The 24,778-nt window shown below is 64.4% G+C and carries 28 protein-coding genes; 12 read left to right on the forward strand and 16 right to left on the reverse strand.

All coding sequences use genetic code 11. The features are described from left to right. Window positions 1-5: 5 nt before the first annotated feature. The 5 genes from GR138_RS17395 to GR138_RS17415 form a co-directional block, all read right to left on the reverse strand. Window positions 6-1,580 carry an MFS transporter gene (locus GR138_RS17395; RefSeq protein ID WP_338091115.1) on the reverse strand — a complete coding sequence of 525 codons (1,575 nt, stop codon included), beginning with the start codon at window positions 1,578-1,580 and terminating at the stop codon, window positions 6-8. A 113-nt stretch (window positions 1,581-1,693) separates the two neighbouring features. Continuing rightward, on the reverse strand, window positions 1,694-2,149 hold the full coding sequence (locus GR138_RS17400) for a MarR family winged helix-turn-helix transcriptional regulator (RefSeq protein WP_160860517.1): 456 nt from the start codon (window positions 2,147-2,149) through the stop codon (window positions 1,694-1,696). A 158-nt stretch (window positions 2,150-2,307) separates the two neighbouring features. Continuing rightward, window positions 2,308-3,159, reverse strand: a complete 852-nt coding sequence (pssA, locus tag GR138_RS17405) for a CDP-diacylglycerol--serine O-phosphatidyltransferase (RefSeq protein WP_160860518.1) — start codon at window positions 3,157-3,159, stop codon at window positions 2,308-2,310. Window positions 3,160-3,243: 84 nt separating this feature from the next. Continuing rightward, window positions 3,244-3,942: a phosphatidylserine decarboxylase gene (locus GR138_RS17410; RefSeq protein ID WP_160860519.1), complete on the reverse strand. Its 699-nt coding sequence runs from the start codon at window positions 3,940-3,942 to the stop codon at window positions 3,244-3,246. A gap of 107 nt (window positions 3,943-4,049) precedes the next feature. Further along, on the reverse strand, window positions 4,050-4,562 hold the full coding sequence (locus tag GR138_RS17415; protein ID WP_160860520.1) for a hypothetical protein: 513 nt from the start codon (window positions 4,560-4,562) through the stop codon (window positions 4,050-4,052). A gap of 148 nt (window positions 4,563-4,710) precedes the next feature. Between GR138_RS17415 and GR138_RS17420 the strand changes: the two genes are divergently transcribed. After that, window positions 4,711-5,358 carry a VOC family protein gene (locus GR138_RS17420; RefSeq protein WP_160860711.1) on the forward strand — a complete coding sequence of 216 codons (648 nt, stop codon included), beginning with the start codon at window positions 4,711-4,713 and terminating at the stop codon, window positions 5,356-5,358. Here the strand turns inward: GR138_RS17420 and GR138_RS17425 are convergent, their stop codons facing one another. Beyond that, window positions 5,359-7,251, reverse strand: coding sequence for an ATP-binding cassette domain-containing protein (locus GR138_RS17425; protein ID WP_160860521.1), 1,893 nt, complete (start codon window positions 7,249-7,251; stop codon window positions 5,359-5,361). It lies immediately after the preceding gene. 166 nt (window positions 7,252-7,417) lie between these two features. Beyond that, a complete protein-coding gene (locus tag GR138_RS17430) occupies window positions 7,418-9,754 on the reverse strand; it encodes a LysM peptidoglycan-binding domain-containing protein (protein WP_160860522.1) in 2,337 nt (778 codons plus the stop codon). Between the two features lie 161 nt (window positions 9,755-9,915). On the opposite strand from GR138_RS17430, the gene GR138_RS17435 reads away from it, so the two are divergent. Continuing rightward, the gene (locus GR138_RS17435; protein ID WP_160860523.1) at window positions 9,916-10,536 is read left to right on the forward strand and encodes an LOG family protein; all 621 of its coding nucleotides are present in this window, start codon (window positions 9,916-9,918) and stop codon (window positions 10,534-10,536) included. A 153-nt stretch (window positions 10,537-10,689) separates the two neighbouring features. Here the strand turns inward: GR138_RS17435 and rarD are convergent, their stop codons facing one another. The 7 genes from rarD to cysS form a co-directional block, all read right to left on the reverse strand. After that, window positions 10,690-11,634 carry an EamA family transporter RarD gene (gene rarD, locus GR138_RS17440; protein ID WP_160860524.1) on the reverse strand — a complete coding sequence of 315 codons (945 nt, stop codon included), beginning with the start codon at window positions 11,632-11,634 and terminating at the stop codon, window positions 10,690-10,692. Between the two features lie 110 nt (window positions 11,635-11,744). After that, the gene (cimA, locus tag GR138_RS17445; protein WP_160860525.1) at window positions 11,745-13,361 is read right to left on the reverse strand and encodes a citramalate synthase; all 1,617 of its coding nucleotides are present in this window, start codon (window positions 13,359-13,361) and stop codon (window positions 11,745-11,747) included. A gap of 3 nt (window positions 13,362-13,364) precedes the next feature. Next, on the reverse strand, window positions 13,365-14,324 hold the full coding sequence (gene pip, locus GR138_RS17450) for a prolyl aminopeptidase (protein ID WP_160860526.1): 960 nt from the start codon (window positions 14,322-14,324) through the stop codon (window positions 13,365-13,367). Beyond that, window positions 14,321-14,794, reverse strand: coding sequence for a GFA family protein (locus GR138_RS17455; RefSeq protein ID WP_202402699.1), 474 nt, complete (start codon window positions 14,792-14,794; stop codon window positions 14,321-14,323). The genes pip and GR138_RS17455 overlap by 4 nt, the downstream gene beginning before the upstream one ends. 2 nt (window positions 14,795-14,796) lie before the next feature. Beyond that, a complete protein-coding gene (locus GR138_RS17460) occupies window positions 14,797-15,288 on the reverse strand; it encodes a GFA family protein (RefSeq protein ID WP_160860528.1) in 492 nt (163 codons plus the stop codon). Beyond that, the gene (locus GR138_RS17465; protein WP_338091111.1) at window positions 15,285-15,767 is read right to left on the reverse strand and encodes a GFA family protein; all 483 of its coding nucleotides are present in this window, start codon (window positions 15,765-15,767) and stop codon (window positions 15,285-15,287) included. Before GR138_RS17465 ends, GR138_RS17460 begins: the two co-directional genes overlap by 4 nt. After that, on the reverse strand, window positions 15,764-17,197 hold the full coding sequence (gene cysS, locus GR138_RS17470) for a cysteine--tRNA ligase (protein ID WP_160860530.1): 1,434 nt from the start codon (window positions 17,195-17,197) through the stop codon (window positions 15,764-15,766). Before cysS ends, GR138_RS17465 begins: the two co-directional genes overlap by 4 nt. A 302-nt stretch (window positions 17,198-17,499) precedes the next feature. Here cysS and GR138_RS17475 point away from each other — a divergent pair, with 302 nt between their 5' ends. After that, window positions 17,500-17,658, forward strand: coding sequence for a hypothetical protein (locus GR138_RS17475; protein WP_160860531.1), 159 nt, complete (start codon window positions 17,500-17,502; stop codon window positions 17,656-17,658). A 183-nt stretch (window positions 17,659-17,841) separates the two neighbouring features. After that, complete coding sequence (locus GR138_RS17480) at window positions 17,842-18,024, forward strand: hypothetical protein (RefSeq protein ID WP_160860532.1); 183 nt, start codon at window positions 17,842-17,844, stop codon at window positions 18,022-18,024. Between the two features lie 26 nt (window positions 18,025-18,050). On the opposite strand, the gene GR138_RS17485 is transcribed toward GR138_RS17480, so the two are convergent. Continuing rightward, window positions 18,051-18,818 carry an SOS response-associated peptidase gene (locus GR138_RS17485; RefSeq protein ID WP_160860533.1) on the reverse strand — a complete coding sequence of 256 codons (768 nt, stop codon included), beginning with the start codon at window positions 18,816-18,818 and terminating at the stop codon, window positions 18,051-18,053. A gap of 60 nt (window positions 18,819-18,878) precedes the next feature. Here GR138_RS17485 and GR138_RS17490 point away from each other — a divergent pair, with 60 nt between their 5' ends. The 4 genes from GR138_RS17490 (at window position 18,879) to GR138_RS17505 (ending at window position 20,948) form a co-directional block, all read left to right on the forward strand. Next, window positions 18,879-19,313: an NUDIX hydrolase gene (locus GR138_RS17490; protein WP_160860534.1), complete on the forward strand. Its 435-nt coding sequence runs from the start codon at window positions 18,879-18,881 to the stop codon at window positions 19,311-19,313. Further along, window positions 19,310-19,735, forward strand: coding sequence for a TIGR02301 family protein (locus GR138_RS17495; RefSeq protein ID WP_160860535.1), 426 nt, complete (start codon window positions 19,310-19,312; stop codon window positions 19,733-19,735). Before GR138_RS17490 ends, GR138_RS17495 begins: the two co-directional genes overlap by 4 nt. Window positions 19,736-19,827: 92 nt before the next feature. Beyond that, on the forward strand, window positions 19,828-20,097 hold the full coding sequence (locus GR138_RS17500) for a hypothetical protein (protein WP_202402700.1): 270 nt from the start codon (window positions 19,828-19,830) through the stop codon (window positions 20,095-20,097). A gap of 65 nt (window positions 20,098-20,162) precedes the next feature. Beyond that, window positions 20,163-20,948 carry a hypothetical protein gene (locus GR138_RS17505; protein WP_246200544.1) on the forward strand — a complete coding sequence of 262 codons (786 nt, stop codon included), beginning with the start codon at window positions 20,163-20,165 and terminating at the stop codon, window positions 20,946-20,948. 2 nt (window positions 20,949-20,950) lie between these two features. Here the strand turns inward: GR138_RS17505 and GR138_RS17510 are convergent, their stop codons facing one another. After that, window positions 20,951-21,553, reverse strand: coding sequence for an amino acid transporter (locus GR138_RS17510; RefSeq protein WP_160860537.1), 603 nt, complete (start codon window positions 21,551-21,553; stop codon window positions 20,951-20,953). Window positions 21,554-21,769: 216 nt separating this feature from the next. Between GR138_RS17510 and ygfZ the strand changes: the two genes are divergently transcribed. Genes ygfZ through GR138_RS17530 form a run of 4 tightly spaced genes read left to right on the forward strand, consistent with a single transcriptional unit; the run spans window position 21,770 to window position 24,751 of the window. After that, the gene (ygfZ, locus tag GR138_RS17515) at window positions 21,770-22,615 is read left to right on the forward strand and encodes a CAF17-like 4Fe-4S cluster assembly/insertion protein YgfZ (protein WP_160860538.1); all 846 of its coding nucleotides are present in this window, start codon (window positions 21,770-21,772) and stop codon (window positions 22,613-22,615) included. Further along, window positions 22,612-23,241, forward strand: coding sequence for a YfbR-like 5'-deoxynucleotidase (locus GR138_RS17520; RefSeq protein ID WP_160860539.1), 630 nt, complete (start codon window positions 22,612-22,614; stop codon window positions 23,239-23,241). The genes ygfZ and GR138_RS17520 overlap by 4 nt, the downstream gene beginning before the upstream one ends. Window positions 23,242-23,243: 2 nt before the next feature. Further along, window positions 23,244-23,777: a tyrosine phosphatase family protein gene (locus GR138_RS17525; protein WP_160860540.1), complete on the forward strand. Its 534-nt coding sequence runs from the start codon at window positions 23,244-23,246 to the stop codon at window positions 23,775-23,777. After that, window positions 23,774-24,751 carry an NUDIX hydrolase gene (locus GR138_RS17530; protein WP_160860541.1) on the forward strand — a complete coding sequence of 326 codons (978 nt, stop codon included), beginning with the start codon at window positions 23,774-23,776 and terminating at the stop codon, window positions 24,749-24,751. Before GR138_RS17525 ends, GR138_RS17530 begins: the two co-directional genes overlap by 4 nt. Window positions 24,752-24,778 lie beyond the last annotated feature (27 nt).

The following is a 24,778-nucleotide window of genomic DNA, read 5'->3' on the forward strand; positions in this document are numbered from 1 at the left end:
GGCAGTCAACCTTCAACGGCCGCTTCACCGCCGACGCGGGTGCTGGCCTCTCTGATACGAACAGCAATCCTGTGGATTGCAAGGGCGATGGCGGCTCCCACCGCCAGGAGTGCGATGACGAAGAACGCGTCATTGTGGGCGAGCACGTTGGCCTCCCGCGTCACCTGCTGGCTGAGCAGCGCCACGCCCTCCGCCTTCAGCACGGCGGGGTCGATGATCGTGTGGCCATAGGCGGCGGAGAGCTGCGACACGCGGGCAGCGACCAGCGGATCGGCGAGCGTCATCGTCTGGGCGAGAATATTGGAATGGAATTTTTCGCGCAGCGTGATGAAGGAGCCGAAGATCGCGGAACCGGCAAGGCCACCGAGGCTCTGGGTGACCAGGAAGACGACGATGAAGCTCAGGATGTATTGCGGCCCCTTGCGCAGCGCCAGCGTGAAGCCGGAGGCGATGGCCGGTGGCAGGAACAGGCTGCCGCCGGCAGCGATCATCGCCTGGCTGAGATACATCTGTTCAGGCCGCGTCAGGTTCGTCGCATGGCTGTCGAGAAAGGCGCCGCAGCCGATCAGAAGCAGCGCGACCATGTGCAGCCCGGGCTCACGGCCGGGCTTGAGGACGGCCGCACAGACGAGGCCGCCGGCGGCGGTGGCCAGCGCGACAAAACCGTAGAGGCCGGTCAGCTGGTCGTTCAGCAGGCCGTTGATCTGGAAGAAGTTGCCGGCGACGGCGGTCTGTTCCGCAAGCATCAGCCGGAACAGGATCAGGACAGCGGTGAAATGCAGCATTTCACGGCTGAAGAGCCAGCGCAGGTCGATGAGCGGTGACTTGCGATTGAGCTCGATCACGGCGGCGATGGTGAGGGCTGCGACCATGACCACCAGGAGTTCGCCGATCCACTGCGCTTCCAGCCACCAGTAGGTCCGACCGGTCACCAGTATGACGGCGCCGGCGCCAAAGCCCACGGCGATGAAGAGGTAGCTGAGGAAATCGAGCCGCTCGATGACCTTGACCCGCGGCGGCGGCGTCAAGGGCAGAAGGTAGATCGCGGAAAAGGAGAGCATCGCGAGAGCGATCTCGAAGTGGAGGAGCGCCCTCACCCCGCCGAGTTCGATGAGCGTCGGGGAAATCACGCGCGTGAGCGGGGCGGCAAGGCCGATATTGGTCAGCGCCAGCGAAATGCCGACCGTCAGCTTTCGCGCCGGCGAAAAGGCCTCCAGCATGTAGAGAAAACCGAGCGAGGACAGCGGTGCGGCGGCGATGCCGGCGAAGAAGCGCAGCACGATGGCGGACTGGAGATCCGTGATGAAGATATGCAGCACCGACACGACGAGGAAGACCGCAATGCCGAGCTCGGCAAAGGGGCGCAGACCATATTGGTTGCGGATCTTGATGAGCATCAGCGACAGCGAGGCGTTGGGCGCCATATAGGCCGCCATCAGCCAGACCGCCTCCGTGCTCGTCGCGCCGAACGGCCCCTGGAGCTGTGGAATGTTGGCGGCGACCAGGTTCAGGCCGAAACCCTGCGTCATGGCGAGCAGCGTCGAGGCTGCCATGTAGGCAGCGGCGCGGGAGGGTGCCATCGGAGCTGGAGCCGGCGGCGGGGCTGCCGGCTTGTCATCCTCGGCAGGTTTGCCGTCGATCGGCTCCGTTGGCTCGTCCTCCGTCCCGCTCGGATCGTTGGCGGGAACGGTGCTCATGCCTCGACGCTCTCCCGACAGCTCTTGGCGATGTTTTCCGACATGACGGCAAACACCTTGACGGTCGTCGACATGTCGCCGGTCGGGATGCTTTTCAGCACGTCGGCGCGCAGCGACCGGGCAAGATCCAGCACCTCCTCGGCAACCTTGGCGCCACGCGGCGTCATGGCGATCTGTTTGGCGCGGCGGTCACCCTCGACCGATCGGCGCTCGATGAACCCCTGCTTCTCCATGCCGTCCAGCAGGCGCACCAGCGTCGGCGTCTCGATATCGAGCTCCTCGGCCAGTTCGCGCTGGTTCAACTCGGCGCCACGCCCCAGAATCAGCAGCGCGCGGGCGCGCGGAAGCGTCAGCCCCCTCTCCTTCACCCGCGCATCGAACAGGGCGCGCATCTTGCGCTGGACGCGGGACAGGTCGTCGAGGAGACGCTCGCGCGGATCGGTAGTGTTCATCTTGCTAGTCCAAATATTATTAGCTTGCTATCTATTTGCTTACTAGTTAGTCGACATGCAATAAAAAATCAAGCCCTGCCCACGGTTTGTGGACAGGGCTTTTGTCAGGTCACGCGGATGTGATTGCGCGCGTATCGAGTGTTTAACGCAAAACCGCTTTACGAGCCGTCCGGCTCCTCCGGGAACTCGCTTGCCCCGTGGGTGGTCGGCGCGCTCCAGCCGCCATATTTGCGCTGCCAGGAGCGGGCGCCGAAAGGCAGGGTGGCGAGATAGGCGACGACCGTGATCACCATGGTTTCCCAGGTGAAGCTCATCAGCGTGGCGACATAGAGAACGACGAGCAGGATGATCGGCAGCACGAGATCGCGGCGGACGCGGCTGCCCTCCGACTTGCCAGACCAGACCGGCAGACGGCTGACCAAAAGGAAGCCGATCAGCACCGTGTAACCCGACGCCAGGAAGCCGAAGAGCGGGCTCGGCGCGATGCCGAGGAAACCAAGATAGACCGGCAACAGCACCAGCATGGCGCCCGCCGGCGCCGGCACGCCGACGAAATACTCCGACTGCCACTTCGCCTTGGTCTCGCGCTCGGCCATGACATTGAAGCGGGCGAGACGCAGGCCCGCCGCGATGGCGTAGATCAGTGCTGCGATCCAGCCGAAGGAGCGGGCCTGGTCGAGAATGAAAACGTAGAGCACCAGCGCCGGCGCCACGCCGAAATTGACGATGTCGGCCAGCGAATCCATCTGGCCGCCGAATTTCGACGTCGCCTTCAGGAGACGCGCGATACGGCCGTCGATGCCATCGAGGAAGGCCGCGAGCAGCACCATGCCGACGGCCAGCTCGTAGCGGTTCTCGAAGGCCAGCCGGATGCCGGTGAGGCCTGCGCAGATGGCAAGAACCGTGATGAGGTTTGGGATGATGATGCGAAACGGGATTTCGCGCAGGCGCGGGCCACGCGCCTCGTCGTTCGGGCCATTCGGCTCATAGGGCGGAAAAGGCGTGTCCATGTCTTTTCGCTTCGTTCTTTCTCGTCTGCGGGCAGCGCTCACATGCTAGATAAGTCGCTGTTGCGAATGATCAACCGCACAGCCTCAGCCGCGGCGGCTGATGACCGGTCCCTTGTCCGAACCGAATTCCGCCAGAACCGTCTCACCGGCAACCGCCATCTGGCCGACGCTGACGCGCGGCTGGACGCCCGCCGGCAGGAACACGTCGAGACGTGAGCCGAAGCGGATGAGGCCGAAGCGTTCGCCCGCCTCCAGGCTGTCGTTCATCGACGTCCAGCACAGGATGCGGCGCGCGACGAGGCCGGCGATCTGCACGACGCCGATCGCGCCGTGCGCGCTTTCGATGACGAGGCCGTTGCGCTCGTTTTCCTGGCTCGCCTTGTCGAGATCGGCATTGAGGAACTTGCCGGCGCGATAGGCGACGCGCGAGACGCGGCCACGCATCGGCGCGCGGTTCACGTGGCAGTTGAAGACGTTCATGAAGACGGAGATGCGCATCATCGGCTGATCGCCGAGTTCCAGCTCCGCCGGCGGCGTCACCATCGCAACTGCCGAGACGCGGCCATCGGCCGGGCTGATGACGAGATCGTCATCCTGCGGGGTCATGCGTTCGGGATCGCGGAAGAAATAGGCGCACCAGGCGGTGAGGATGAAGCCGATCCACATCAGCGGCTCCCAGGCCGCCCCCAGCAACAGCGACACGACGAAGAAGCCGGCCACGAACTTCCAGCCCTCCCGATGGATCGGCACCAGGGTGCTGCGTATCGTATCGACCAAACTCATCTTCCGACATCTCCTGACAATTTCACGCCATGGACCTAGCGTGAAAAGCGGGCGGGAGCAATGCAGCGCGGCGATTAGCCCCCAGCGAGAGTCCCGCTTCTGTCCTCTCAATCCTGCGTTGGCTTCAATGGTTCCTTGGATGTGAACGCCGCCTCGATGCGATCCCGTAGCCGTTCGGCAGCGGCGCGCGTGCGCAGTTCCCTTGTCTCGAAACGCCGGCCGTCCGCGGCAATCAGAACCACGGACCAGGTCGAATCCCCTTCCATGGCCTCCATCTCGACCACCTCCAGGCGCATGCCGTCATCGTCACCGAAAACGTCCTGCCGTATTTTCAGGAACGGACGCTTGCGCTCGATCGTGATACGGCCAGGCCCGACGATCCAGAGCCCGGACGCACCATTCAGGCCTGCCCAGGCGACCGGCCCGCCAACAGACCAGGCGCCGAGAATGAGGAAGAGGAAGAAGGGGCTCGCGAAATTAAACGGCCAGACGCCGCGATAAAGCTCCCAGGTCGCGACGAAGATGACGAAGAGGCCGGCAGCGACAAGAAAGATGCGCAGGGCCAGAGGCACCGGAACGCGGTGCCGAAACAGGCCATCCTCGCCGATTCTGTCCATCATCGACCTCCAGATCTTTCATGTGCCACATCCCTCTAACGCGCTGTTGACAAGATTTGATCAACAGAGGCAGAATTCACCCGTTGCTGTAGGGCGCATCGGCGAGGCCGAAGGGGCAATGCCCACCTACGACCGAACCGTAGCTGCGCCCATGCCGAACCTCGAAAACCTCAAGAAGCAAGCCAAGCAATATCTGCGCTGGCATCGCGAACGGCACCATCCGGTGGCTGCGGTCCTCCGCGCCACCCTGCCCCGCTTCCGGCATCTCACCGACCGTGAGGTGCTGGATGCGCCGTTCTCGCTTGCCGATGCGCAGACGCTTGTCGCCCTCCAGAACGGTTTTGTGGATTGGCCGGCGCTCAAGGCAGGAGCCCTCAGCATGAATAACCCTACCGCAACACCACAGGAACGTCCCACGCTTAGCGGCGCCGAACCGGTCCTCTATGTGAGCGATTTCACCGCCGCCCTCGTCTTCTTCACGCAGACACTCGGCTTTGCCGTCGATTTTGCCTATGGCGAGCCGCCCTTCTACGGCGTCGTCGAACGCGACCGCGCGCGGTTATGTTTGCGGCAGGTGAAGGAGCCGGTCTTCATCGGCGACATCCGCGCCCGCGAGGAGCTGCTGTCGGCAGCGATCACCCTCGACAGCGCAGCCGCCATCAAGCAGCTTTTCCTCGACTGTCAGGCGGCGGGTGTCACCTTCCACGCGGCCTTGAAGACCGAGCCCTGGGGCGCGCGAACCTTCATCGTGCGTGATCCGGACGGCAACCTGATCCTGTTTGCCGCCCCCTGCGACTGATCACTCGGCCGCCGGCGCACCGCGCACGATGATGCCGAGGTCGTCGCTCTCGCGCACCTGCTTCAGCCGCTCTTCGGCCTGGACCGCCTCGCGCTGGCGGTTCCACATGGAAGCATAAAGGCCGTCGTCGCGCTGCATCAGCTCGCCATGCGTGCCGCGCTCGGCGATCACGCCGTCCTTCAGCACGATGATCTCGTCGGCGGAGATGACGGTGGAGAGACGATGCGCGATGACGAGCGTTGTGCGGTTCTGCGAGACCACGTCGAGCGCGGCCTGGATTTCCTGCTCGGTGCGGGTGTCGAGCGCCGATGTCGCCTCGTCGAGGATGAGGATCGGCGGGCTTTTCAGGATGGTGCGGGCAATGGCGACACGCTGCTTCTCACCACCGGAGAGTTTCAGCCCCCGCTCGCCCACCATCGCGTTGAAACCTTCCGGCAGGTGGCGGATGAAGGGGCCGATCTGGGCTGCCTCGGCGGCGGCCGTGACGTCCGCGTCACTGGCGCCTGGCCGGCCGTAGCGGATGTTGTAGGCGATCGTGTCGTTGAACAGCACAGTATCCTGCGGCACCATGCCGATCACCGAGCGCAGGCTCTTTTGCGTGACGTCGCGCACGTCCTGCCCGTCGATGGTGACCGCGCCCTCCTGCACGTCGTAGAACCGGTAGAGCAGCCGCGAGAGCGTCGACTTGCCGGCACCGGAGGGGCCGACGACGGCCACGGTCTTGCCGGCCGGCACGTCGAAGGAAATGCCCTTGAGGATCGGCCGCGCCGGATCATAGGCGAAATGCACGTCCTTGAAGGAGATCGCCCCGTCGGAGACGGCGAGTTCGGTGGCGCCCGGCTTGTCCTGCACCTCCTGCTCTACCTCGAGCAGGTCGAACATCTGCTCGATATCCGTCAGGCCCTGGCGGATTTCGCGATAGACGAAGCCGATGAAATTGAGCGGGATGGCGAGCTGGATCAGCATGGCATTGATGAAGACGAAGTCGCCGAGCGACTGCTCGCCGCGCTGCACGGCCAGCGCCGACATGCCCATCATGATCGCCATGCCGACACCGAAGATCAGCGCCTGGCCGAAGTTCAGCCAGCCGAGCGAGGTCCAGACCTGGGTCGCCGACTTTTCGTAGCGCTCCATCGACTGGTCGAACCGGCGAGCCTCCATGTCCTCGTTGCCGAAATACTTGACCGTCTCGAAGTTCAAGAGCGAGTCGATCGCCTTGGTGTTGGCCTCCGTGTCGCTGTCGTTCATCGAACGGCGAATGGAGATGCGCCAGTCGCTCGCCCGGACGGTGAACCAGATGTAGAGCCAGACGGTGACGGCGGTGACGAGCAGGTATTGCAGCCCGTAGCCCCACCAGAAAATGGCGGCGGTCAACAGGAATTCGATGAAGGTCGGCACGCTGTTGAGGATCGTGAAACGAACGATCGTCTCGATGCCCTTGGTGCCGCGCTCGATGACCCGCGACAGGCCGCCGGTGCGCCGCTCCAGGTGGAAGCGCAAGGACAGGCGGTGCAGGTGCACGAAGGTGCGGTAGGCGAGCTGGCGAACGGCATATTGCCCGACGCTGGCAAACAGCGCGTCGCGCAACTGGTTGAGGCCGGCCTGCAGGATGCGCGCGCCGTTATAGGCGAGCACCAGCATCACAGCGCCGAGCAGGAAGCTGGGCAACAGGGCGACCGCATCCGCCTTGCCGTTCAGCGCGTCGGTTGCCCATTTGAAGAAATAGGGCACCAGCAGCAGCACGACCTTCGACAGGAGCAGGAAGACCGAGGCCCAGACGACGCGCATCTTCAGGTCCGGCCGGTCGGAGGGCCACATATAGGGCCAGAGGTTCACCAGCGTGTGGAAGGGATTGCTGCTGTCGGCCGAAACCGTCTTTTTCGTCGTCGCCACGCTGGCCTCCGCGGGACGGCTGCCCGGCCCCTTAGAGTCCCGGCACCGATTGTTTCAGGCGCGCCGGGACTGCTCGAATGAAAATGCGGCGCCCGCTGGGGCGCCGCATGCATGAGATAGGTCCTTGCCGGCCGCTTCGCAACAGCCGGCAGGACATTGCCGTGGATCAATTGCCGCGCACGTGCTTGCGGTGCATTTTCTCGGCTTCCGCGTCGGTTTCCATCGTCTTGTCCGGCACGCCGAAAACCTGGCCAGGGATGATGCGGTCGGGATCGGTGATCTGGGCCTCGTTGGCAAGGTAGATCGTCGTGTAGCGCACGCCCTTGCCGTAGATGCGGCGGGAGATCTGCCACAGCGTATCGCCGCGCCGGATGATGACCGATGTCTTGCTTGCCTGCAGCGGCGCCTGCTCGACGGTTTCGGGCTCTTCGGCAACCGCCTCCCCGCTGCCCGCCGCCGTGCCAGTGCCGGTAGCAGTCGTCCCGCCTTCGGTTGCGGTCGACGCGGCGGTCTCGCCAGCCGTCGTCGTGCCTTCCGCCGGGGTCGTGGTGCCGGCAACGGGCGTGTCGCCCGACCCTTCGGTAGCGGTCGCCACGGCATTTGCCGTTGCGGCAGTGAGCGCGGGCATGCCCTCGAGGGCGGCGAGTGCCTGCTGGTAAGCTTCCTTGCCGGCGCCGGCCGGTACGGCCGCGAGACGGTCGAGCGCTGTCGAGGCCCAGCCCTTCAGCTTCTCGATAGCCGCGCTCACATCGGCTCCCGTGCCAGCCGGCAGCGTGAAACCGGTGATGTTCTTCAACGCGGCTTCGAGCGCCGTGCGGGCGGTCTGGATCTCCGCCGGTGCCGCATTGCGGCCTTCGGAGAAGAGTGCCACGAACTGCTGCTGCAGCGCGGTCGCCTGCGCGGCCATGCCCTCGATGGAGGTGTCGGCAGCCGCCGATGCCGCCTTGGCAACGGTTTCAGCCTTCTCGATGGCGGGCGCCAGCGCATCGGCGACCGCCGTCTCGATCGAGCCCAGCGCGGCGCCAACCGCAGTGGCATCGCTCGGCAGGGCCTGCAGGCGGGCAAGCGCCGTGGTCGCCGCGGCAGACGCCTTGGCGGCCATCTCGCGCGCCGCTTCGCCTTCTTCGGCACCGGGCTTGAACTCGGACAGCGATTTCAGCGCGATTTCCGTGGCCGAGCGGGCGGCAGCCAGCTCTTCGACGGTCGGCATCTTGCCGTTCGCGTAAAGGCCCTTCAGCAGCGCAATCGCCTTGTCGGCTTCGCTGCGCAGCTTGTCGAACATGCCGCCGCCGATGAGGCCGAGCGCGGGGCTGGTGTCACCCGTCGCATTGTCCTGCGCCACCACGGCGACCTGTTCGCCCTCCGGCCGGTCGAACGGAACGGAGGCGCGGAAATCCACCTTGCTGCCGTCCGGGCTCATCACGTCGGCGCGAACCGTGTGGCGGCCGACCGAAAGACTGATCGCCCCGTCGGCGACGTAGCGGCCGGCGTCGTCGGCCTTCGCCTCGCCGACGAGCTTGTCGTCGGCATAGATGCGCACGAGCGCGCCAGGCTTGGCCGTGCCGGCGATGAACATGCGCTCGCCTTCCAGCTCGACCGCCGAAACGCGGGCCTGCGCCTTGGCCGTTGCATCGGTGGCAGCATCCTGGCTCGTCGCGACCTCGCCGGACGGCTGGTTGCCTTCGCCCGTTGCCAGGGCGGTTTGCGTGTCGGTAGCCTGTCCGTCGGTCGCGGTAGCGGCCTTCTCTTCAGAGTTCGTCGCGACGTCGCCAGTGGCCGATGCGGTTTCGCCGGCAGGCTGTTCGACCGACTTGCCAGCGGCCTCGGCAGCCTTCTCGGTCGTTTCCGGCACGGTGATCAGGCGGCTTGCCTCACCCGGCTTGGAAACCATGGCCAGCAGCTCGCCGCCGCTGTTTGTCGGCACGGAAACGGTCGCCACCTCTTCGGAGGTCTTGGCGACGCCCTTGTCGTCCTTGGTGTTGAGGGTCAGCTGGTAGTCCCCGGCCGCGAGCGGCTGATCGAAGACGGCGGCAAAATCACCGGACGGGCCGATATCGGCCGTCGCGACGACGGTCTCGCCATTCTTGATTTCCAGCTTGGTGTTCGGCTGGCCGTGGCCGGCGATCACCGTGGAGCCATCCGGCTCGACACGCAGCAGATCGAAGGCAGGCGTGACCCAGCCGGTGGCGGGGTCGGCCGGCGTCGTCTCGGCCTTGGCCGTTTCCTGAGTTGCGGTTTCCTGGGTCCCGGTAGCCGTGTCGGTGGCCGGCTTGTCCTCGCCTGTCGCGGTCTCAGCCGTCGCGGTTTCGGCGGTCGCCGGGCGGGACTGCTTGCCATCGGCCGTCGTGGTCTCGCCACCGCCCTCAGCCGGCTTGTCGAGCAGGGTTGCGACGGTCGGTTCCGCCGGTTTTTCCTTGTTCATGTTGGGCAGCACGAAGAAAACCATGAGCAGCGTTGCCGCCGCCAGCACGATCAACACCACCAGACCGGTCTTGTTCTTCATCATCAACTCTCTTTCTGTCCCGGTTTCCCGGGGTCCCCTCCTGAAATTGCTATCGATTCGCCGTGTTTTACACAAGGTTCAGGGGGCATTCCGGGGCGTCGCCCCCGTGCTTTTTCGTCATTATCCTTGACGGGCTCCCGGCGGGGTGGCTGAATCCCGTCATGAGCGAACAAACCCTGCCGATTCGATCCGTCTGCGTTTACTGCGGCTCCCAGCCTGGCCGTGATTCGTCCTATATCGCCGCCGGGCGGCGTTTGGGCCAGGCGATGGCCGAAAACCATCTGCGTCTCGTCTATGGCGGCGGAACCAAAGGCATCATGGGAGCGGTCGCCAGCGGCGTGCTCTCGCATGGCGGCCGCGTCACGGGCATTATACCGCAATTCCTCGTGGATATGGAGGCCACCCGTCATTCGCTGGGCCAGCTCAGCGAATTGATCATCACGCCCGACATGCACGAGCGCAAACACAAGATGTTTGACCGCGCCGACGCCTTCGTGGCGCTACCGGGCGGCATCGGCACGCTGGAAGAGATCGTAGAAGTGATGACCTGGGCGCAACTCGGCCGCCACCGCAAGCCGATGGTCTTTGCCAATATCGGCGGCTTCTGGGATCCAATGCTGAAGCTGATCCGCCACATGGCGGACGAGGGCTTCATCCACACCGCCCATCTCGTCCAGCCGCTCGTCATCGACGATCCGGCGGAGATCGTCGCAGCCCTCGTCGAGCATTGGGCCGGCCAGGTGGACCGCGATGGCGAAGCGGAGATTATCGCCCGCCTGTAAGAGGCCGCCCTCTCCTCCGTCATGGTCGGGCTTGACCCGACCATCCAGCGCGCGGTGCCGTCTGGATCCTCGGGTCAAACCCGAGGATGACATCGTGGACGGGTTGCATGTCCGTCCAGGGCCGATACCTGAGCCCGGCCTTTTTCAGACCACTCACTCGGCCGGCTTCAATTCCGTCGCTGCAGCCCGCCTTGCCCGCGCCGAGCGCAGCATCGAGCCGGAATAGATGAACAGGGCCACCCAGATCAGCACGAAGGCGATCAGCTTGGTGGTGCCGAAGGGTTCGCCGAAGACGAAGACGGCGATGATGAAGATCATCGTCGGCGCGATGTACTGCATGATGCCGATGGTGGAGAGGCGCAGCAGCTTGGCGCCGTTGGCGTAGATCATCAGCGGGATGGCCGTGACGACACCGCACGCGAGCAGCCAGAGCACGTCCGTCATGCCGGTATCGCCGAAATGGCCCTGCCCGGTCGATTCCAGCCAGATGATATAACCGAGCGCCGGCACGCTGAGCAGCAGCACTTCGAGGAAGAAGCCCTGGTTGGGACCGACTGGCAATGTCTTGCGGAAGAAGGCGTAAAAGCCCCAGGAGAGGCACAGCCCGAGCGACACCCATGGCAGGCCGCCCGCATCGAAGGCGAGGATCGCCACTGCGCAGGCGGCAAGCCCGATCGCCACCATCTGCGCCGGGTCGGGCTTTTCCTTCAACAGCACCGCGCCGAGGAAGATCGAGAACAGCGGGTTGATGTAATAGCCGAGCGCTGTCTCGATGGCGCGGCCGGCGCCGATCGCCCAGACATAGATGCCCCAGTTGATGGTGATCAGCACGGCCGTCAGCGTCGCCATGGCAAGCATGCGCGGCGAGCGCAAGGCCGACTTGATATCCGCCGTCCGGCCGAGCCAGATGAGAACGAGACCCGCCAGCGGCACCGACCAGACGATGCGGTGCGCCACCACTTCCGAAGCCGGAATATGGGCGACGGCCTTCATGAAGAAGGGCAGGAAGCCCCACAGCACATAGGCTGTCAGTGCAAAGGCAAAACCGCGCGGCGAATCGCCGGTTTGGGGGCCGCTGGAGGAATTCGCGTCGGCCATGGTGTCATTTCCCGTCGATTTATGGAGTTTTCGACGGAATACTCCAACATGCGTAAATGCACCAATTCATTCCGGTGAAGGGATGTGTGAGCGGCGCTGAACCTGATCCCCTACTCCGCGGCCACCCGCCCGGCATCACCGCGGTTCTTCAGGAGCTTGTAGACGATGGAGTCCATCAGCGCCTGGAAGGAGGCATCGATGATGTTGTCGGAGACGCCGACCGTCCACCAGCGCGCGCCCGACGCATCGGTGGATTCGATCAGCACGCGGGTGATCGCCTCGGTGCCGCCATTGAGGATACGCACCTTGTAGTCCGCCAGTTCCAGGTCGGCGATCTCGGCCTGGTATTTGCCGAGGTCCTTTCGCAGCGCCAGATCGAGCGCGTTGACCGGACCGTGGCCCTCGGCGACCGACATCATCGTCTCGCCATCGACAATGACCCGCACGACGGCTTCCGACACCGTCTTGAGCTGGCCGTTGGCGTCGTAGCGGCGCTCGACCATCACGCGGAAACTCTCGACATGGAAGAAATCCGGCACCGTGCCGAGCGTGCGGTAGGCAAGCAGCGCGAAGCTCGCATCCGCGCCCTCATAGGCATAGCCCGTCGCCTCGCGATCCTTGACGATCTGGATGAGGCGGTCGAGCTTCGGATCGTCCTTGCCGACCGTGATGCCGCGCAGCTTCAGGGCATTGATGAAGTTCGCCTTACCGCCCTGGTCGGACACCATGACCTTGCGCAGGTTGCCGACGCTCTCCGGCGTGATGTGCTCGTAGGTGCGCGGGTCCTTGAGCAGGGCCGAGGCGTGGATGCCGGCTTTCGTGGCGAAGGCGGAAGCGCCGACATAGGGCGCCTGATGGTCCGGCGAGCGGTTGAGCAATTCGTCGAAGGTGTGGGCGAGCTTGGTGAGGCCGGTGAGCTTTTCCGTATCGATGCCGATCTCGAAACGCGCGTTATAGGCTTCCTTCAGCGCCAGCGTCGGGATGAGCGTCACGAGGTTGGCATTGCCGCAGCGTTCGCCGATGCCGTTCAGCGTGCCCTGGATCTGGCGCACGCCAGCCTCGACGGCGGCCAGCGAATTGGCGACGGCCTGTCCGGTATCGTTATGCGCATGAATGCCGAGGTTCTCGCCCGGCACGCCGGCGGCGATGACGGTTTTCACGATCGCCTGCACTTCCGACGGCTGCGTGCCGCCATTGGTGTCACAGAGCACGACCCAGCGGGCGCCGGCGGCGAACGCCGTGGTGGCGCAGGCGAGCGCATAGTCCGGGTTCGCCTTGTAGCCGTCGAAGAAGTGTTCGCAGTCGACCATGGCCTCGCGCCCGGAGGCAACGACGGCCTTCACCGATTCACCGATGCTTTCGAGGTTCTCGTCGTTGGAACAGCCGAGCGCGACCCGCACATGATAGTCCCAGCTTTTCGCCACGAGACAGATCGCGTCGCTCTTTGAATCGAGCAGCGCAGCAAGCCCGGGATCGTTGGAGGCGGAAATGCCGGCGCGCTTCGTCATGCCGAAGGCGACGAACTTGGCGCGACCGGTGCGTTTCTTGGCGAAGAAAGCCGTATCCGTCGGGTTGGCGCCCGGATAGCCGCCTTCGACATAGTCCAGGCCGAACTCATCCAGCATGCCGGCAATCGCAATCTTGTCCTCAACGGAAAAATCGATGCCGGGTGTCTGCTGGCCGTCACGCAGCGTGGTGTCGAAAAGATGGATACGGTCTTTTTTCATGTCTTACTTCTTGCCCGCGAATTTGTCGGTCGCGTAGATAAGGCGGTCGAGGATGCCGGGTTCGGAATAGGCATGGCCTGCCCCTTCCACGATGGTGAATTCCGCCTCCGGCCAGGCCTTATGCAACTGCCAGGCATATTTTGCCGGGCATGGCATGTCGTAGCGGCCATGCACGATGAGGCCGGGAATGCCCTTCAGCTTGTGCGCATCGCGCAGCAGTTGCCCCTCCTCCAGCCAGCCGGCATTGACGAAGAAATGGTTTTCGATGCGTGCGAAGGCGTGGGCGTATTCCTCGTCGGCAAAGGGATCGCTGGTCGAAGGCTCCGGCAGAAGCGTGATCGTCTCGCCTTCCCACAGGCTCCAGGCGCGGGCGGCCGCGATGCGCGTCGCCTTGTCGTCGCTCGTCAGGCGGCGGTGGTAGGCGTGCATCATCTCATGGCGTTCCTCCGGCGGGATGGGGGCGATGAAGCGCTCCCACTTGTCCGGGAACATTTCCGAGACGCCGAACTGGTAGTACCAGTCGAGTTCACCCTTGGTCAGCGTGTAGATGCCACGGACGACGAGTTCGGAGACGCGCTCCGGGTGCTTTTCCGCATAGGCGAGCGCCAGCGTCGAGCCCCAAGAACCGCCGAAGACCAGCCATTTTTCAGCACCGGCCATTTCGCGCAGCCGCTCGATATCGGCGACGAGGTGCCAGGTCGTGTTGGCCTCCAGCTCCGCATGCGGCGTGGACTTGCCGCAGCCGCGCTGGTCGAACAGCGTCACGTCATAGAGCGCGGGATCGAACAGGCGGCGATGGTTGGGCGAGATCGTGCCGCCCGGGCCGCCGTGCAGGAAGACCGCGGGCTTGGCGCCCGGCGTGCCGACACGCTCCCAATAGATGACATGCCCATCGCCGACGTCGAGATGACCGGAGGCGTAGGGTTCGATTTCGGGATACAGGGTCCGCAAGGCTTCACTCATAATTTCAATCCGTGGGCAGGCCAGTTTTCGGTTTCGTGATCGGGATGCTGGAAGGAGATGATCTGCTCCTGCTGGCTGTAATAGTTCGGGTCGTCATGCACGGGTGCGGCAAAAATCGCCTCGACCCAGGGAAGCCGCGAGGCGTAATTGACCTGGATCTGCGGTGCGAGATCGCTGCGATCGTCGAACGCGCCGATGGCGATTTCCAGCCCGCCGGGATGTTTGTAGGTCAGCGGCGTGCCGCAATGTTTACAGAAGCCGCGGGCGATATTGATGGAGGACTGGAAATAGGTCGGCTCCTCGCGCGTCCATTCCGTCTCGCCCTTGGCGGTGACGAGCGGCCCGAAGAAGCCGCCGAACTGCTTCTGGCACATCCGGCAATGGCAGATCGACGGGCGGCCAAGCTCTCCCTTGATACGGAAACGGATGGCGCCGCACTGGCAGCCTCCGGTACGAACGGTCTCGGTCATGTCTATTCCTCCGGCGGCCAATGATCGGTGTCGTAGTCGGGATGCTGGCGGTTCGAATCGCGGATCGTGAGATGGCGCTCCTCCCCGCCCTCGCCTTCGTTGCTTTCGCTTTCGGCGAGCTTCGGCAGTTGCGAGAACCAGACGACACGCGATTCGACGCCGGATTGCGCGATCGGGCGCACGTCATCGGGATCGTCGAGCGAGCCGAGCGTCACGTTGACATGGGCCGCGGCAAGGCCGTCGTAGAACAGCGGCGTACCGCAATCCCGGCAGAAGCCGCGGCGCACGATCTCCGACGACTGGAACCAGCCGGGCTCGCCGCGTGTCACCGAAAACCGCTCGCGCGACGCATTGGCGAGCGGCAGGAAATAGTTGCCGGCCGCCTTCTGGCACATGCGGCAATGGCAAAGATGCGGATCGCCGAGCGTGCCCTCGACGCGGTAGCGCACCGCGCCGCACTGGCAGCCGCCGGTATAGATGCGCGAAATGCTCATGGCTTGCGCTCCGGCGGCCAGTCGTCGGTGTCGTGGTCCGGGTGCTGGTAGGAGACGAGATCGGCGAGGAAGGAGGCCGAATCCTGGTCCGCCATCGTGTCCTCGCCCGGCAGGTCGTGCACCGTATCCACATAGGGCAGCTTCGCCTCGATACCCCACTGGATGCGCGGGGCGATCTCGGCCGGATCGTCGAACGCCGCGATGGTCAGCGCCACCCCGTCCGGCGCCTCATAGGTCAGCGGCGTGCCGCAATCGGCGCAGAAACCGCGATAGCCATGGTTCGACGACTGGAAGCGCTTGGGCTCGCCGCGCGTCCAGCTGAGTTTTGCCTGCCGCACGGAAACGAGCGGCAGGTAAAAATTGCCGCTCGCCTTCTGGCACATGCGGCAATGACAGACCGACGCATCACCGAGCGCGCCTTCGACATGAAAGCGCACGGCACCGCACTGGCATCCGCCGGTGTAGAAGGGTGTGTTCACCTCTTCATCTCCCACGTTGTCACGCGCTCGCCGGTCTCCGGGTCCTTGCCGTCCTTGAGCTGGACGCCCTTGGCGGCGAGGTCGTCGCGGATCTTGTCGGCCTCGGCGAAGTTTTTCGTCTTCAGCATTTCGAGACGAAGCTGGATGATCGAATCGATGCTTTCCTCCAACGCCTTGGACACCTCCACCTTCTTCGGCTCGATGCCGAGAAGGGCGGCGCTGGCGGCGAAGACGGGCAGCATCAGCGGGTCGGTGTTGGCGCATTGGGCGAGCGCATGCAGCGCCTGAACGGCTGCCACCGTGTTGAGGTCGTCGTGAAGCGGCGCCAGCACGCTTTCGTCCACGCGGCCTTCGGCAGGGTTTCCACCGGCCGGCCACTTGGCGAGGAGGCGCTCGGCCTCTTCCAGGCGCTTCACGCTGAAATCGATCGGCTCGCGGTAATGCGTCATCAGCATGGCAAGACGCAGCACCTCGCCCGACCATTTGCGGCCGCCGAACTTCTCCTCGTGCAGCAGTTCATAGATCGTGACGAAATTGCCTTCGGACTTCGACATCTTGCGGCCTTCGACCTGGACGAAGCCGTTGTGCATCCAGACATTCGCCATCACTTTCGTATCGTGGGCGCAACGCGACTGGGCGATCTCGTTTTCGTGGTGCGGGAAGATCAGGTCGAGCCCGCCGCCATGGATATCGAAAACCTCGCCGAGATAGGCGGCCGCCATGGCCGAGCATTCGATATGCCAACCCGGACGGCCACGGCCCCACGGGCTTTCCCAGCCGGGCTCTTCCGCAGACGAAAGCTTCCAGAGCACGAAGTCGCCGGGGCTCTTCTTGTGGGCATCCACTGCGACGCGTGCGCCGGCCTGCTGTTCGTCGAGATTGCGTTTCGAGAGTTCGCCGTAATCCGCCGTCGAGCCGGTGTCGAACAGCACCTCCCCACTGGCCTCATAGGCATGGCCACGCTCGATCAGCCGCTCGATCAGCGTGATCATGTCGGATTTTCCGTCGTCGCGCGGCTGCACGAATTCCGTGGCGCGGGGCTCGTGCGTCGGCTCAAGGCAGCCGAGGATCGCGACGTCGGCGTGGAACTGGTTCGCCGTCTTCTCCGTCACGCGACGGATCGCCTCGTTCAGCGACAGGGTGCCGTCTTTGATCTCCGTTCCGAAATCGCGCAGCGCCCGGGCGTTGATCTTGTCGTCCAGGTCGGTGATGTTGCGGGCATAGGTGACGTGGCTTTCGCCATAGAGATGGCGCAGCAGCCTGAACAGCACGTCGAAGACGATGACCGGCCGGGCATTGCCGATATGGGCAAAGTCGTAGACCGTCGGGCCGCAGACATACATGCGCACGTTTTCAGGATCGATGGGCGCAAAGGGCTCCTTCGACCGCGTGAGCGTGTTGTACAGCGTCAGGACCGGTTTTTCGGCCATAAGAGTCTCCCAAAATGCGTAAACCCGGCTGGCCGGGTCGTTGTCATCCGGGGATTTTGGGGGACGAAAACGGCCGGGCCAGCGCGTGCGCTAGCGAATAATGCTCCGGCGAATGCAGAGTACCGTTTTCATGGCCTGCTTTATCGCGCCATGCGCGCGTGCGGTCAAGCGGGCGAATGGCATTCCCGACGAAAATCCTTTGCGCTTCCGCCTGTTACCGAGGTGACACGGCGCCCCCTGCCCCCGTGAGAGAAAGGAACCGTCGAACCGGCCCGCAATCGCCGGAAAACCAGGGGGACGCCATGAGGAACACGAAATGCGAGGATGCCAAGCCATGTGAAAATTCCGATCGCTGCGAGGAGCGGCCGCTGCCCGGAGAAAAGCAGGAGAACCCGTTCAGCCTACGCGCCATCATCGCCGCCTTCCTTCAGGGACGCGTGCGCCAGACACCGCGCAAATGAATGTTAGCAGCAGTCACAATTCTTGATCGCAAAAACCCGCCCATTTCGACCATTCGCCGCAGAGCGATCAAGATTTGAGCAGAATTTGGCCGAACAGGTCACGTAAATGCATAGGTCATTGGGGCAGCAACCAGGGGAAATTCGAATGGGCCGCCCGATGAAAGACACTTCAGGAGAGTGACAATGTCGACCGCACGCACTGAAACGGTGCAGAATACCGAAGCCAAAGAGAACCTTCAGAAGCGCTACAAGCCGCTCGGCCTGCGCGCCGTCGTGGCTGCCACGCAGTGCAAGCCCGAACAAAAGCGCAAGGACAAGCGCCGCGAGCACGACATTCCGGCCGTGCTGCAGCCGCTCTACGACTGAGCCGGTTTGCGGCACAGGGATCGAGGCTAGAAAAGCGAAAGCTGATCTGACGGTGGGGGCGCGTGTGCGCCCTTTTTCGTTTCCGGCAGCGCCTCCTCCACGACCGCCTCCAGGATTTCCGGCCCCATATTGGCGACCTTGTTGACCCGATCGGACACCGGGATCGCCTCGAAGAAGCCGTCGTCGATCGGCGTCATGAGATCCACCACATCCCGTGGCTCCTGCGTCTTGCAATCCAGCCAGCGGGAAAAATCTTCCGGACGGATGACGACCGGCATGCGGTCGTGAATACGGGCGACATCGTTGTTCGCCGCCGTCGTCAGGATGGCGCCGGTATCGACCTCCGATCCATCCGCCGAGGACCAGGTTTCCATGAGGCCGGCAAAGGCGACGACCTCGCCCTTCTTCGGGCGGATGAAATAGGCCTGCGACTTCGCGCCCTTCTCCGCTGGCCTTCGCCATTCGAAGAAGCCGGAGGCCGGCACGAGAATGCGCCTATGGCGCATGGCGGCCTTGAAGGACGCCTTGCCGATCGCCGTTTCGGCACGCGCATTGATGAGTAGCGGAAAGTCGCGCGGATCCTTGACCCAGCCGGGCATGAAGCCCCAGCGCACCAGCATGGCCTTGCGCTCCGGCAGGTTGCTGCCGGGCTCCTGCTTTTCACTGGCGACGACAATCAGCACCGGCTGCGTCGGCGCGATATTGTAGCGCGCCGGCGGGTCCTCCATGTTCACGACATTGAGAAACTCGCGCATGAGATCGGCCTTGGCCAGCAATGCAAATCGTCCACACATGGCGTCGTCATCGCACTTTGCCTATAAGGGGTCAATCAAGCGCAAGCGAACCGGACAGCGATGAAGAAATCGAAGAAGCCCCAGCCCGCCTCCTCTGCCATCATCGAGCGCGACGGGCGTTATCTGCTCGTGCTGCGCAGCAAGCCGCCCTCGGATGCGATGTACGCCTTTCCCGGCGGACGCGGCGAGGACGGCGAGACGCCGGCCGAAACGGCGCTGCGCGAACTGCACGAGGAAACCGGCATTCGCGCCGAAAAGCCCATGCTTTTCGCGACCTATGACCTGCCCGGCCGCGAAGAAGGCCCCGGCAGCCCATCCTTCTTTCTCTCCGTCTTCAAGGTGAAGGCCGACCCAATGGCCACGGCGGTCGCCTCCGATGATGCGGCGAGCGTCGGCTGGTATTCGGCGGACGAGATCGCCCATATGCCCGCGCCCGACAGCGTGCGCGAATGTATCGCGCGGCTGGAAGCCGAGCGGGCGAAGCGGAGCGCATGACGGTGATTCGCCTTCTCCTCCTCTTCAGCCTTCTCCTCGCGGCGCCGGCTTTCGCCCAGCAGGCGGCCGGCGACAAAGCCAAGGAAACGCCGAGCGCGGCGCCCGCAGAGGAAAAGCCCACACCCTATGACGAGCGGCTGGAGCGGCTTTCCGAGATCATCGGCGCGGTCCACTACCTGCGCAATCTGTGCATGGACAAGGCGGAGGACAACTGGCGCGCTTCCGTGCAGCGCCTGATCGACATGGAAGCGGCAAATGAACCGAAACGGCAGGAAAAGCTGACCGCCGCGTTCAATCGTGGATACCGTTCCTTCGCCGCCATCTATACTGCTTGCACCGACTCGGCGGTTGTCGCAGAAGAGAGATACCGTAACGAAGGTGCAACACTTGCCACAGAAATTACCGCCCGTTTCGGAAATTAGCGGTTAATTAACCTCTTTCTTCGGCAGCCAGTGCCGTTTTGGGAAAAGGCTGCTAAGGTCGTTAACAGTCGAGTAAGAACTGAATGCCGCGCATGGACCGATCAATGGAACCTACTCTCAACGATATCGACGAGATGATCGTACACGAGAAGATGCAGGCCGCTCTGGAATACCAGAACGAGGCCTGGGCTGACGGAATGGCGGACGGTATCGAACCGGAAATCATCGCCGACGCGGCCATTGCGCTCGCCTTGCGCGAGACGATCCGCACGCAGGGCGAACGCGGTGCGGAAGCCATGCTTGATTCGCTGCGCGAGCGTTTGCTGGCTGGAGAATTCTCCCCCGAGCGCATCCTGCAATAGAGCAATTCCTGCAGAAATGCGTAGCGGAATTGCGTTGAAAATGCTCCAGGCTGGAAAGACAGGTCATGCAGATGTCGGCTGACGGCAACAAGCTGTTCCACAGCAGCCTCATCGTATTGTCGGTGCTTTTTGGAACGACGGCGCTTACCGCGCCCGTGCGTCCGGCCTTTGCCCTCAGCGAACTGAAGAACGAACAGGGCCAGGTGCAGCAGAAGCCGGCCGAAGGCAAAGAAACGCCGCCGGCCGAAGAAGAACAGAAGGACGAAACCGGCCCCATCGAACTGCCGATGCCCGACCCGCTGATTCGCAGGAACGAAGCGGTGACCGAGCCGGCGGACGAGACGCCCTCGAGCGACGACGCCACCGTCGAAGAGCCTCAAACGCCGGCCGAGATCATCCATGACATCGCCAAGGCGCCGGAAGCCGTACGCCGCATGCGTGAACTGATCGTCGAAGCCGCCGCCTCCGGCGATATCGAACGGCTTCGTCCCCTACTCGGCAAAGGCATGACCGAGACCCAGGTCTCCCTCGTCGAGACCGAGGAAGGCCCGGTCGAAACGCTGAAGGGCCAATCCGGCGACAATGACGGCATCGAGGTGCTGGCAATCCTGCTCGACATATTGGCGACCGGCTTTGCCCATGTCGGCGCTGGCACGCCGGATGAAATGTATGTCTGGCCCTACTTCGCCGAAAAGCCCCTTGCCGGCCTGACGCCACCGGAGAAAGTGGAGCTCCTGCGCATCGTGACGGCCGGCGACTTCGCCGAGATGCAGGAGTTCGGCAGCTACAATTTCTATCGCCTCGGCATCACGCCGGACGGTCAGTGGAAATTCTTCGTCACCGGCGAATGACCCTATAACGCGCCAATCCAGGCGTGATCCGGGTGGGCCTTTGCGATTGCGGCTTTCAGCCAGTGCCGTTGCGCCGCGTCGAGCTTGGGCAACGCCATCGCAAAATCCGCCTCGTCCTTCTCCCGCCTGTATTTTGCCTTGAAAAGCAGAATGGCCTCCGGCGCGAGGTAGGGAATGCCCTCGCCGTTTGTCCGCACCATCGCGCCGCGCGCATGCCGGATCGAGGGATCGCGCTTGTAGATCCAGATATCCGGGGTGCCGTCCTCCAGCATCATGTCGACGCGCCAGCAGCGCGCGGCGACGTCCTCGCACCAGACCTGAGCGATGTCCGCGGGTGGCACCGCCCCCGCGGCAAGCGGTTCGACATGGCCATCGCCGACCGCATGCAAACGCAGCCCCGACAGGGCCGTGCGAAACCGTGGGAAGTCGGCGCGTAGGATGGTGAATTCCAGATCCTCATGCGGCCGCGTCTCTACGCCGTGCCACAGATCGAGCGCCCAGCCGCCGACGACGCACCATGGGCGTGCAACACCGGCAAGCCGGCAGGCGAGTTCCGCCGGATGCCAGGCGGACCAGGCATCGTCGGGCAGCGGCGCTGGTGTCATGATGTCTCGGCCTCGCTCTGATGGGGCCTCCTTCATACCCATCCCCAGCCTACCGACAAGGGGCGAGGACAATGACCAGCAAGGGCACCGGCCGTCGCGGCACGAGCGCCGTGACCTTGCGAAAGCCGCCCGGCCATTCTACTTCTGTCTCAACGGGTGCATTGGTGCACCGCCTGCCGCCGGCTGGTGCCGGTGCGCGAAAATCTGGATCGAATCATGCCTTCCGTCACGCTTTCCGGCCGCGCCTTTCTCCGCCTTTCCGGCAAGGATGCCGAAACCTTCCTGCAAGCGCTCATCACCACCAACCTGCCCGACCTGCCCGAAGGCGAGATCCGCCCCGGCGCACTGTTGACGCCGCAGGGAAAGATCCTCTTCGACTTCCTGATCCGCCGCGACGGCACGGACGCCTTGCTGATCGAAACGACGGAAGACCAGCGGGATACGCTGCTGAAGCGGCTGACCATGTACAAGCTGCGCGCCGCGGTCGATCTTGCCGTCGTCGAGGAGAGCGACGTGACCATCGCTTGGGACGACGTTGAAGCCGATGCGCCGCGCGACGCCCGGTTCGCCAGGGCGGGCCGCGATGTCTCGCGCCGCCCGGGTGGTGGTGGCAGCGACGATCCGGCGCTTTACGACACGCTGCGCATCGGCGCCGGCATCCCGGAATCCGGCCGCGATTATGCGCTGTCCGATGCCTTCCCGCACGACATCATCCTGGATCTCGCCGGCGGCCTCTCCTTCCGCAAGGGCTGCTATGTGGGACAAGAGGTCGTCTCCCGCATGCAGCATCGCGGCACCGCCCGCCGCCGGCCCGTCATCGTCAGCAGTGAGGCCGCCCTTCCCCCGACCGGTACCGAGCTATTGGCTGGCGGCAAGCCGATCGGCACGCTCGGCAGCGTCTCCGGCACGCTCGGCCTCGCCATCGTGCGCATCGACCGCGCGGCGGACGCCATGCAGAGCGATACGCCCATCACCGCCAATGGCGTGCCCGTGACCCTCGAGCTTCCCGCCTGGACCGGCCTCACCTTCCCGCAAGAGGCTTCGGAGGTGCCGGCGCAATGAGCGGGGCGACGCGCGCCAAGACGGAACCGCGCGCCTGGCAGCGCATGTTGTCCGGCCGCCGCCTCGACCTGCTCAATCCCTCGCCGCTCGACATAGAGCTGTCCGATATCGCGCATGGCCTTGCCCGCGTCGCGCGCTGGAACGGCCAGACCAACGGCGATCATGCCTTTTCCGTCGCGCAGCATTCGCTCGTCGTCGAGGCGATCTTCCGCCAGCAGAACCGCTGCGATGCCGGCGAATGCCTGATCGCGCTGCTGCACGATGCGCCGGAATATGTGATCGGCGACATGATCTCGCCGTTCAAGGCGGTCGTCGGCGGCGGCTACAAGACGGTGGAAAAACGACTGGAGGCGGCCGTGCATCTGCGCTTCGGCCTGCCATCGACAACACCCGCCGCGCTGAAGGCGAAGATCAAGAAGGCCGACCAGGTTGCTGCCTTCTTCGAGGCGACGGAACTGGCCGGCTTTTCCCATGCCGAAGCCGTCAAGTTCTTCGGCGCGCCGCGCGGCATTACGCTCGACATGCTCGACGTTGCGCCCCTTCCCGCCATCGAGGCACAGCGGCGGTTTGTCGAACGTTTCGAGACCCTGGACCGCGGGCGCGGCCCTCTCGCAGCGACGGTGTGACGATGGACACGATCGTCGTCGCACCGCTTGGAAAAATCGCGGAACTTGCGGTGCGCCACCGCTGTCGCGAAATGCTGAGCCTCGTCGCGCCGAAGCAGGGTTTTCACCGGCCGGCCGTCATCGCCGCCGAGCGTCACATGATCCTCGGCGTCAACGACATCGCCTTTGCCGGCACGGGAAATCTCGTCGCGCCGGGCGAGGAGCATGTCACCGCGATCGTCGGCTTCGCCCGCGGCTGGGACCGGCAGGCGCCGCTGCTCGTGCATTGCATGATGGGGGTCTCCCGCTCGCCGGCCGCAGCCCTGCTCGCCGCGCTGGCGGTGGAGCCGGATCAGGACGAGCACGACCTGGCGCAGCGCCTGCGCCGCGCCTCCGTGCAGGCGACGCCGAATGCGCGGCTGATCGAGATCGGCGACCATGTGCTGTCCCGCGGCGGCCGGCTGATTGCCGCCGTCAGGGCGATCGGCCGGGGCGCGGACTATGTCGGCGACAGCCCGTTTTCCTTTTCCGCCGTGCCGGAGTCCGTTGAGCGATGACGGAGACCACCGCCCGCCCGCCGGTCGAAATCGGCCTCAATGCGGCGGTCGTCGCGATTTCCGGCCGCAGCCCCTGCATTCTCGCAATCGGCGGCGATGGCACGAACGGCCGTGACGCCCTGCCCTTCGGGCCGTTCGATCCGCAGCAGCACCGGACCTTCGAGACGAGCCTGCGCGCCAGCGTCGAGGCGCAGACGGCGCTGAAGCTCGGCTATATCGAGCAACTCTATACATTCGGCGACCGCGGCCGCCAGAAACTGCCGGACGAAGCCGGCACGCACATGGTCTCGGTCGGTTATCTCGCACTGACCCGCACCGACGCCGAGGCGAACGAACGCCTGGCCGAAGCCGGTGCCGCATGGCGCGACTGGTATTCCTACCTGCCCTGGGAAGACTGGCGGCAGGGCCGACCGGTCGTCATCGACCAGGTGATCCTGCCGGCCTTGAAAAACTGGGCTTCCGAACTCATCCATACGCAACGCGTTCCCGCCCTACCGTCGCCCCGCAACCGGATGCGCCTCGCCTTCGGCCTAGAGGATTTCCCCTGGGATGAGGAACTCGTCCTCGAACGCTATGAATTGCTCTACGAAGCCGGCCTTGCCGAAGAGGCCGTGACGGATGGCCGTGCCCGATCCTGCGGCACCGCCCCCGGCATCGCCATGCGCCACGACCACCGCCGCATTCTCGCGACCGCCATGGCGCGCCTGCGCGGCAAGATCAAATACCGCCCGGTGATCTTCGAACTGATGGCGCCGGAATTCACGCTGACCGAGTTGCAGGCGACCGTGGAGGCGATTTCCGGCCGGCATCTGCACAAGCAGAATTTCCGCCGCCTGGTGGAGGGCGCCGAACTCGTCGAGCCCACCGGCGGCTCCACCTCCGCCACGGGCGGCCGTCCTGCCGCCCTCTTCCGGTTCCGCCGCCGCATTTATGAGGAACGCCCCGCGCCCGGCCTCAAGGTCGGCATGCGCTGAACCAAACGATTGAATTTTCTGCGGAAC

It is taken from the genome of Shinella kummerowiae (assembly GCF_009827055.1).
Taxonomy (GTDB): domain Bacteria; phylum Pseudomonadota; class Alphaproteobacteria; order Rhizobiales; family Rhizobiaceae; genus Shinella; species Shinella kummerowiae.

Coding starts and splice junctions, on each gene's coding strand:
- GR138_RS17495 (WP_160860535.1), top strand. CDS start 19,310: ATGACGGTGATTCGCCTTCTCCTCCTCTTCAGCCTTCTCCTCGCGGCG.
- pssA (WP_160860518.1), bottom strand. CDS start 3,159: ATGGACACGCCTTTTCCGCCCTATGAGCCGAATGGCCCGAACGACGAG.
- GR138_RS17485 (WP_160860533.1), bottom strand. CDS start 18,818: ATGTGTGGACGATTTGCATTGCTGGCCAAGGCCGATCTCATGCGCGAG.
- GR138_RS17455 (WP_202402699.1), bottom strand. CDS start 14,794: ATGACCGAGACCGTTCGTACCGGAGGCTGCCAGTGCGGCGCCATCCGT.
- cimA (WP_160860525.1), bottom strand. CDS start 13,361: ATGAAAAAAGACCGTATCCATCTTTTCGACACCACGCTGCGTGACGGC.
- GR138_RS17410 (WP_160860519.1), bottom strand. CDS start 3,942: ATGAGTTTGGTCGATACGATACGCAGCACCCTGGTGCCGATCCATCGG.
- GR138_RS17520 (WP_160860539.1), top strand. CDS start 22,612: ATGAGCGGGGCGACGCGCGCCAAGACGGAACCGCGCGCCTGGCAGCGC.
- rarD (WP_160860524.1), bottom strand. CDS start 11,634: ATGGCCGACGCGAATTCCTCCAGCGGCCCCCAAACCGGCGATTCGCCG.
- GR138_RS17500 (WP_202402700.1), top strand. CDS start 19,828: ATGGACCGATCAATGGAACCTACTCTCAACGATATCGACGAGATGATC.
- GR138_RS17490 (WP_160860534.1), top strand. CDS start 18,879: ATGAAGAAATCGAAGAAGCCCCAGCCCGCCTCCTCTGCCATCATCGAG.
- GR138_RS17480 (WP_160860532.1), top strand. CDS start 17,842: ATGTCGACCGCACGCACTGAAACGGTGCAGAATACCGAAGCCAAAGAG.
- GR138_RS17420 (WP_160860711.1), top strand. CDS start 4,711: ATGCCGAACCTCGAAAACCTCAAGAAGCAAGCCAAGCAATATCTGCGC.
- GR138_RS17510 (WP_160860537.1), bottom strand. CDS start 21,553: ATGACACCAGCGCCGCTGCCCGACGATGCCTGGTCCGCCTGGCATCCG.
- GR138_RS17435 (WP_160860523.1), top strand. CDS start 9,916: ATGAGCGAACAAACCCTGCCGATTCGATCCGTCTGCGTTTACTGCGGC.
- cysS (WP_160860530.1), bottom strand. CDS start 17,197: ATGGCCGAAAAACCGGTCCTGACGCTGTACAACACGCTCACGCGGTCG.
- pip (WP_160860526.1), bottom strand. CDS start 14,324: ATGAGTGAAGCCTTGCGGACCCTGTATCCCGAAATCGAACCCTACGCC.
- GR138_RS17475 (WP_160860531.1), top strand. CDS start 17,500: ATGAGGAACACGAAATGCGAGGATGCCAAGCCATGTGAAAATTCCGAT.
- GR138_RS17415 (WP_160860520.1), bottom strand. CDS start 4,562: ATGATGGACAGAATCGGCGAGGATGGCCTGTTTCGGCACCGCGTTCCG.
- GR138_RS17460 (WP_160860528.1), bottom strand. CDS start 15,288: ATGAGCATTTCGCGCATCTATACCGGCGGCTGCCAGTGCGGCGCGGTG.
- GR138_RS17505 (WP_246200544.1), top strand. CDS start 20,163: ATGCAGATGTCGGCTGACGGCAACAAGCTGTTCCACAGCAGCCTCATC.
- ygfZ (WP_160860538.1), top strand. CDS start 21,770: ATGCCTTCCGTCACGCTTTCCGGCCGCGCCTTTCTCCGCCTTTCCGGC.
- GR138_RS17430 (WP_160860522.1), bottom strand. CDS start 9,754: ATGAAGAACAAGACCGGTCTGGTGGTGTTGATCGTGCTGGCGGCGGCA.
- GR138_RS17400 (WP_160860517.1), bottom strand. CDS start 2,149: ATGAACACTACCGATCCGCGCGAGCGTCTCCTCGACGACCTGTCCCGC.
- GR138_RS17395 (WP_338091115.1), bottom strand. CDS start 1,580: ATGGCACCCTCCCGCGCCGCTGCCTACATGGCAGCCTCGACGCTGCTC.
- GR138_RS17530 (WP_160860541.1), top strand. CDS start 23,774: ATGACGGAGACCACCGCCCGCCCGCCGGTCGAAATCGGCCTCAATGCG.
- GR138_RS17525 (WP_160860540.1), top strand. CDS start 23,244: ATGGACACGATCGTCGTCGCACCGCTTGGAAAAATCGCGGAACTTGCG.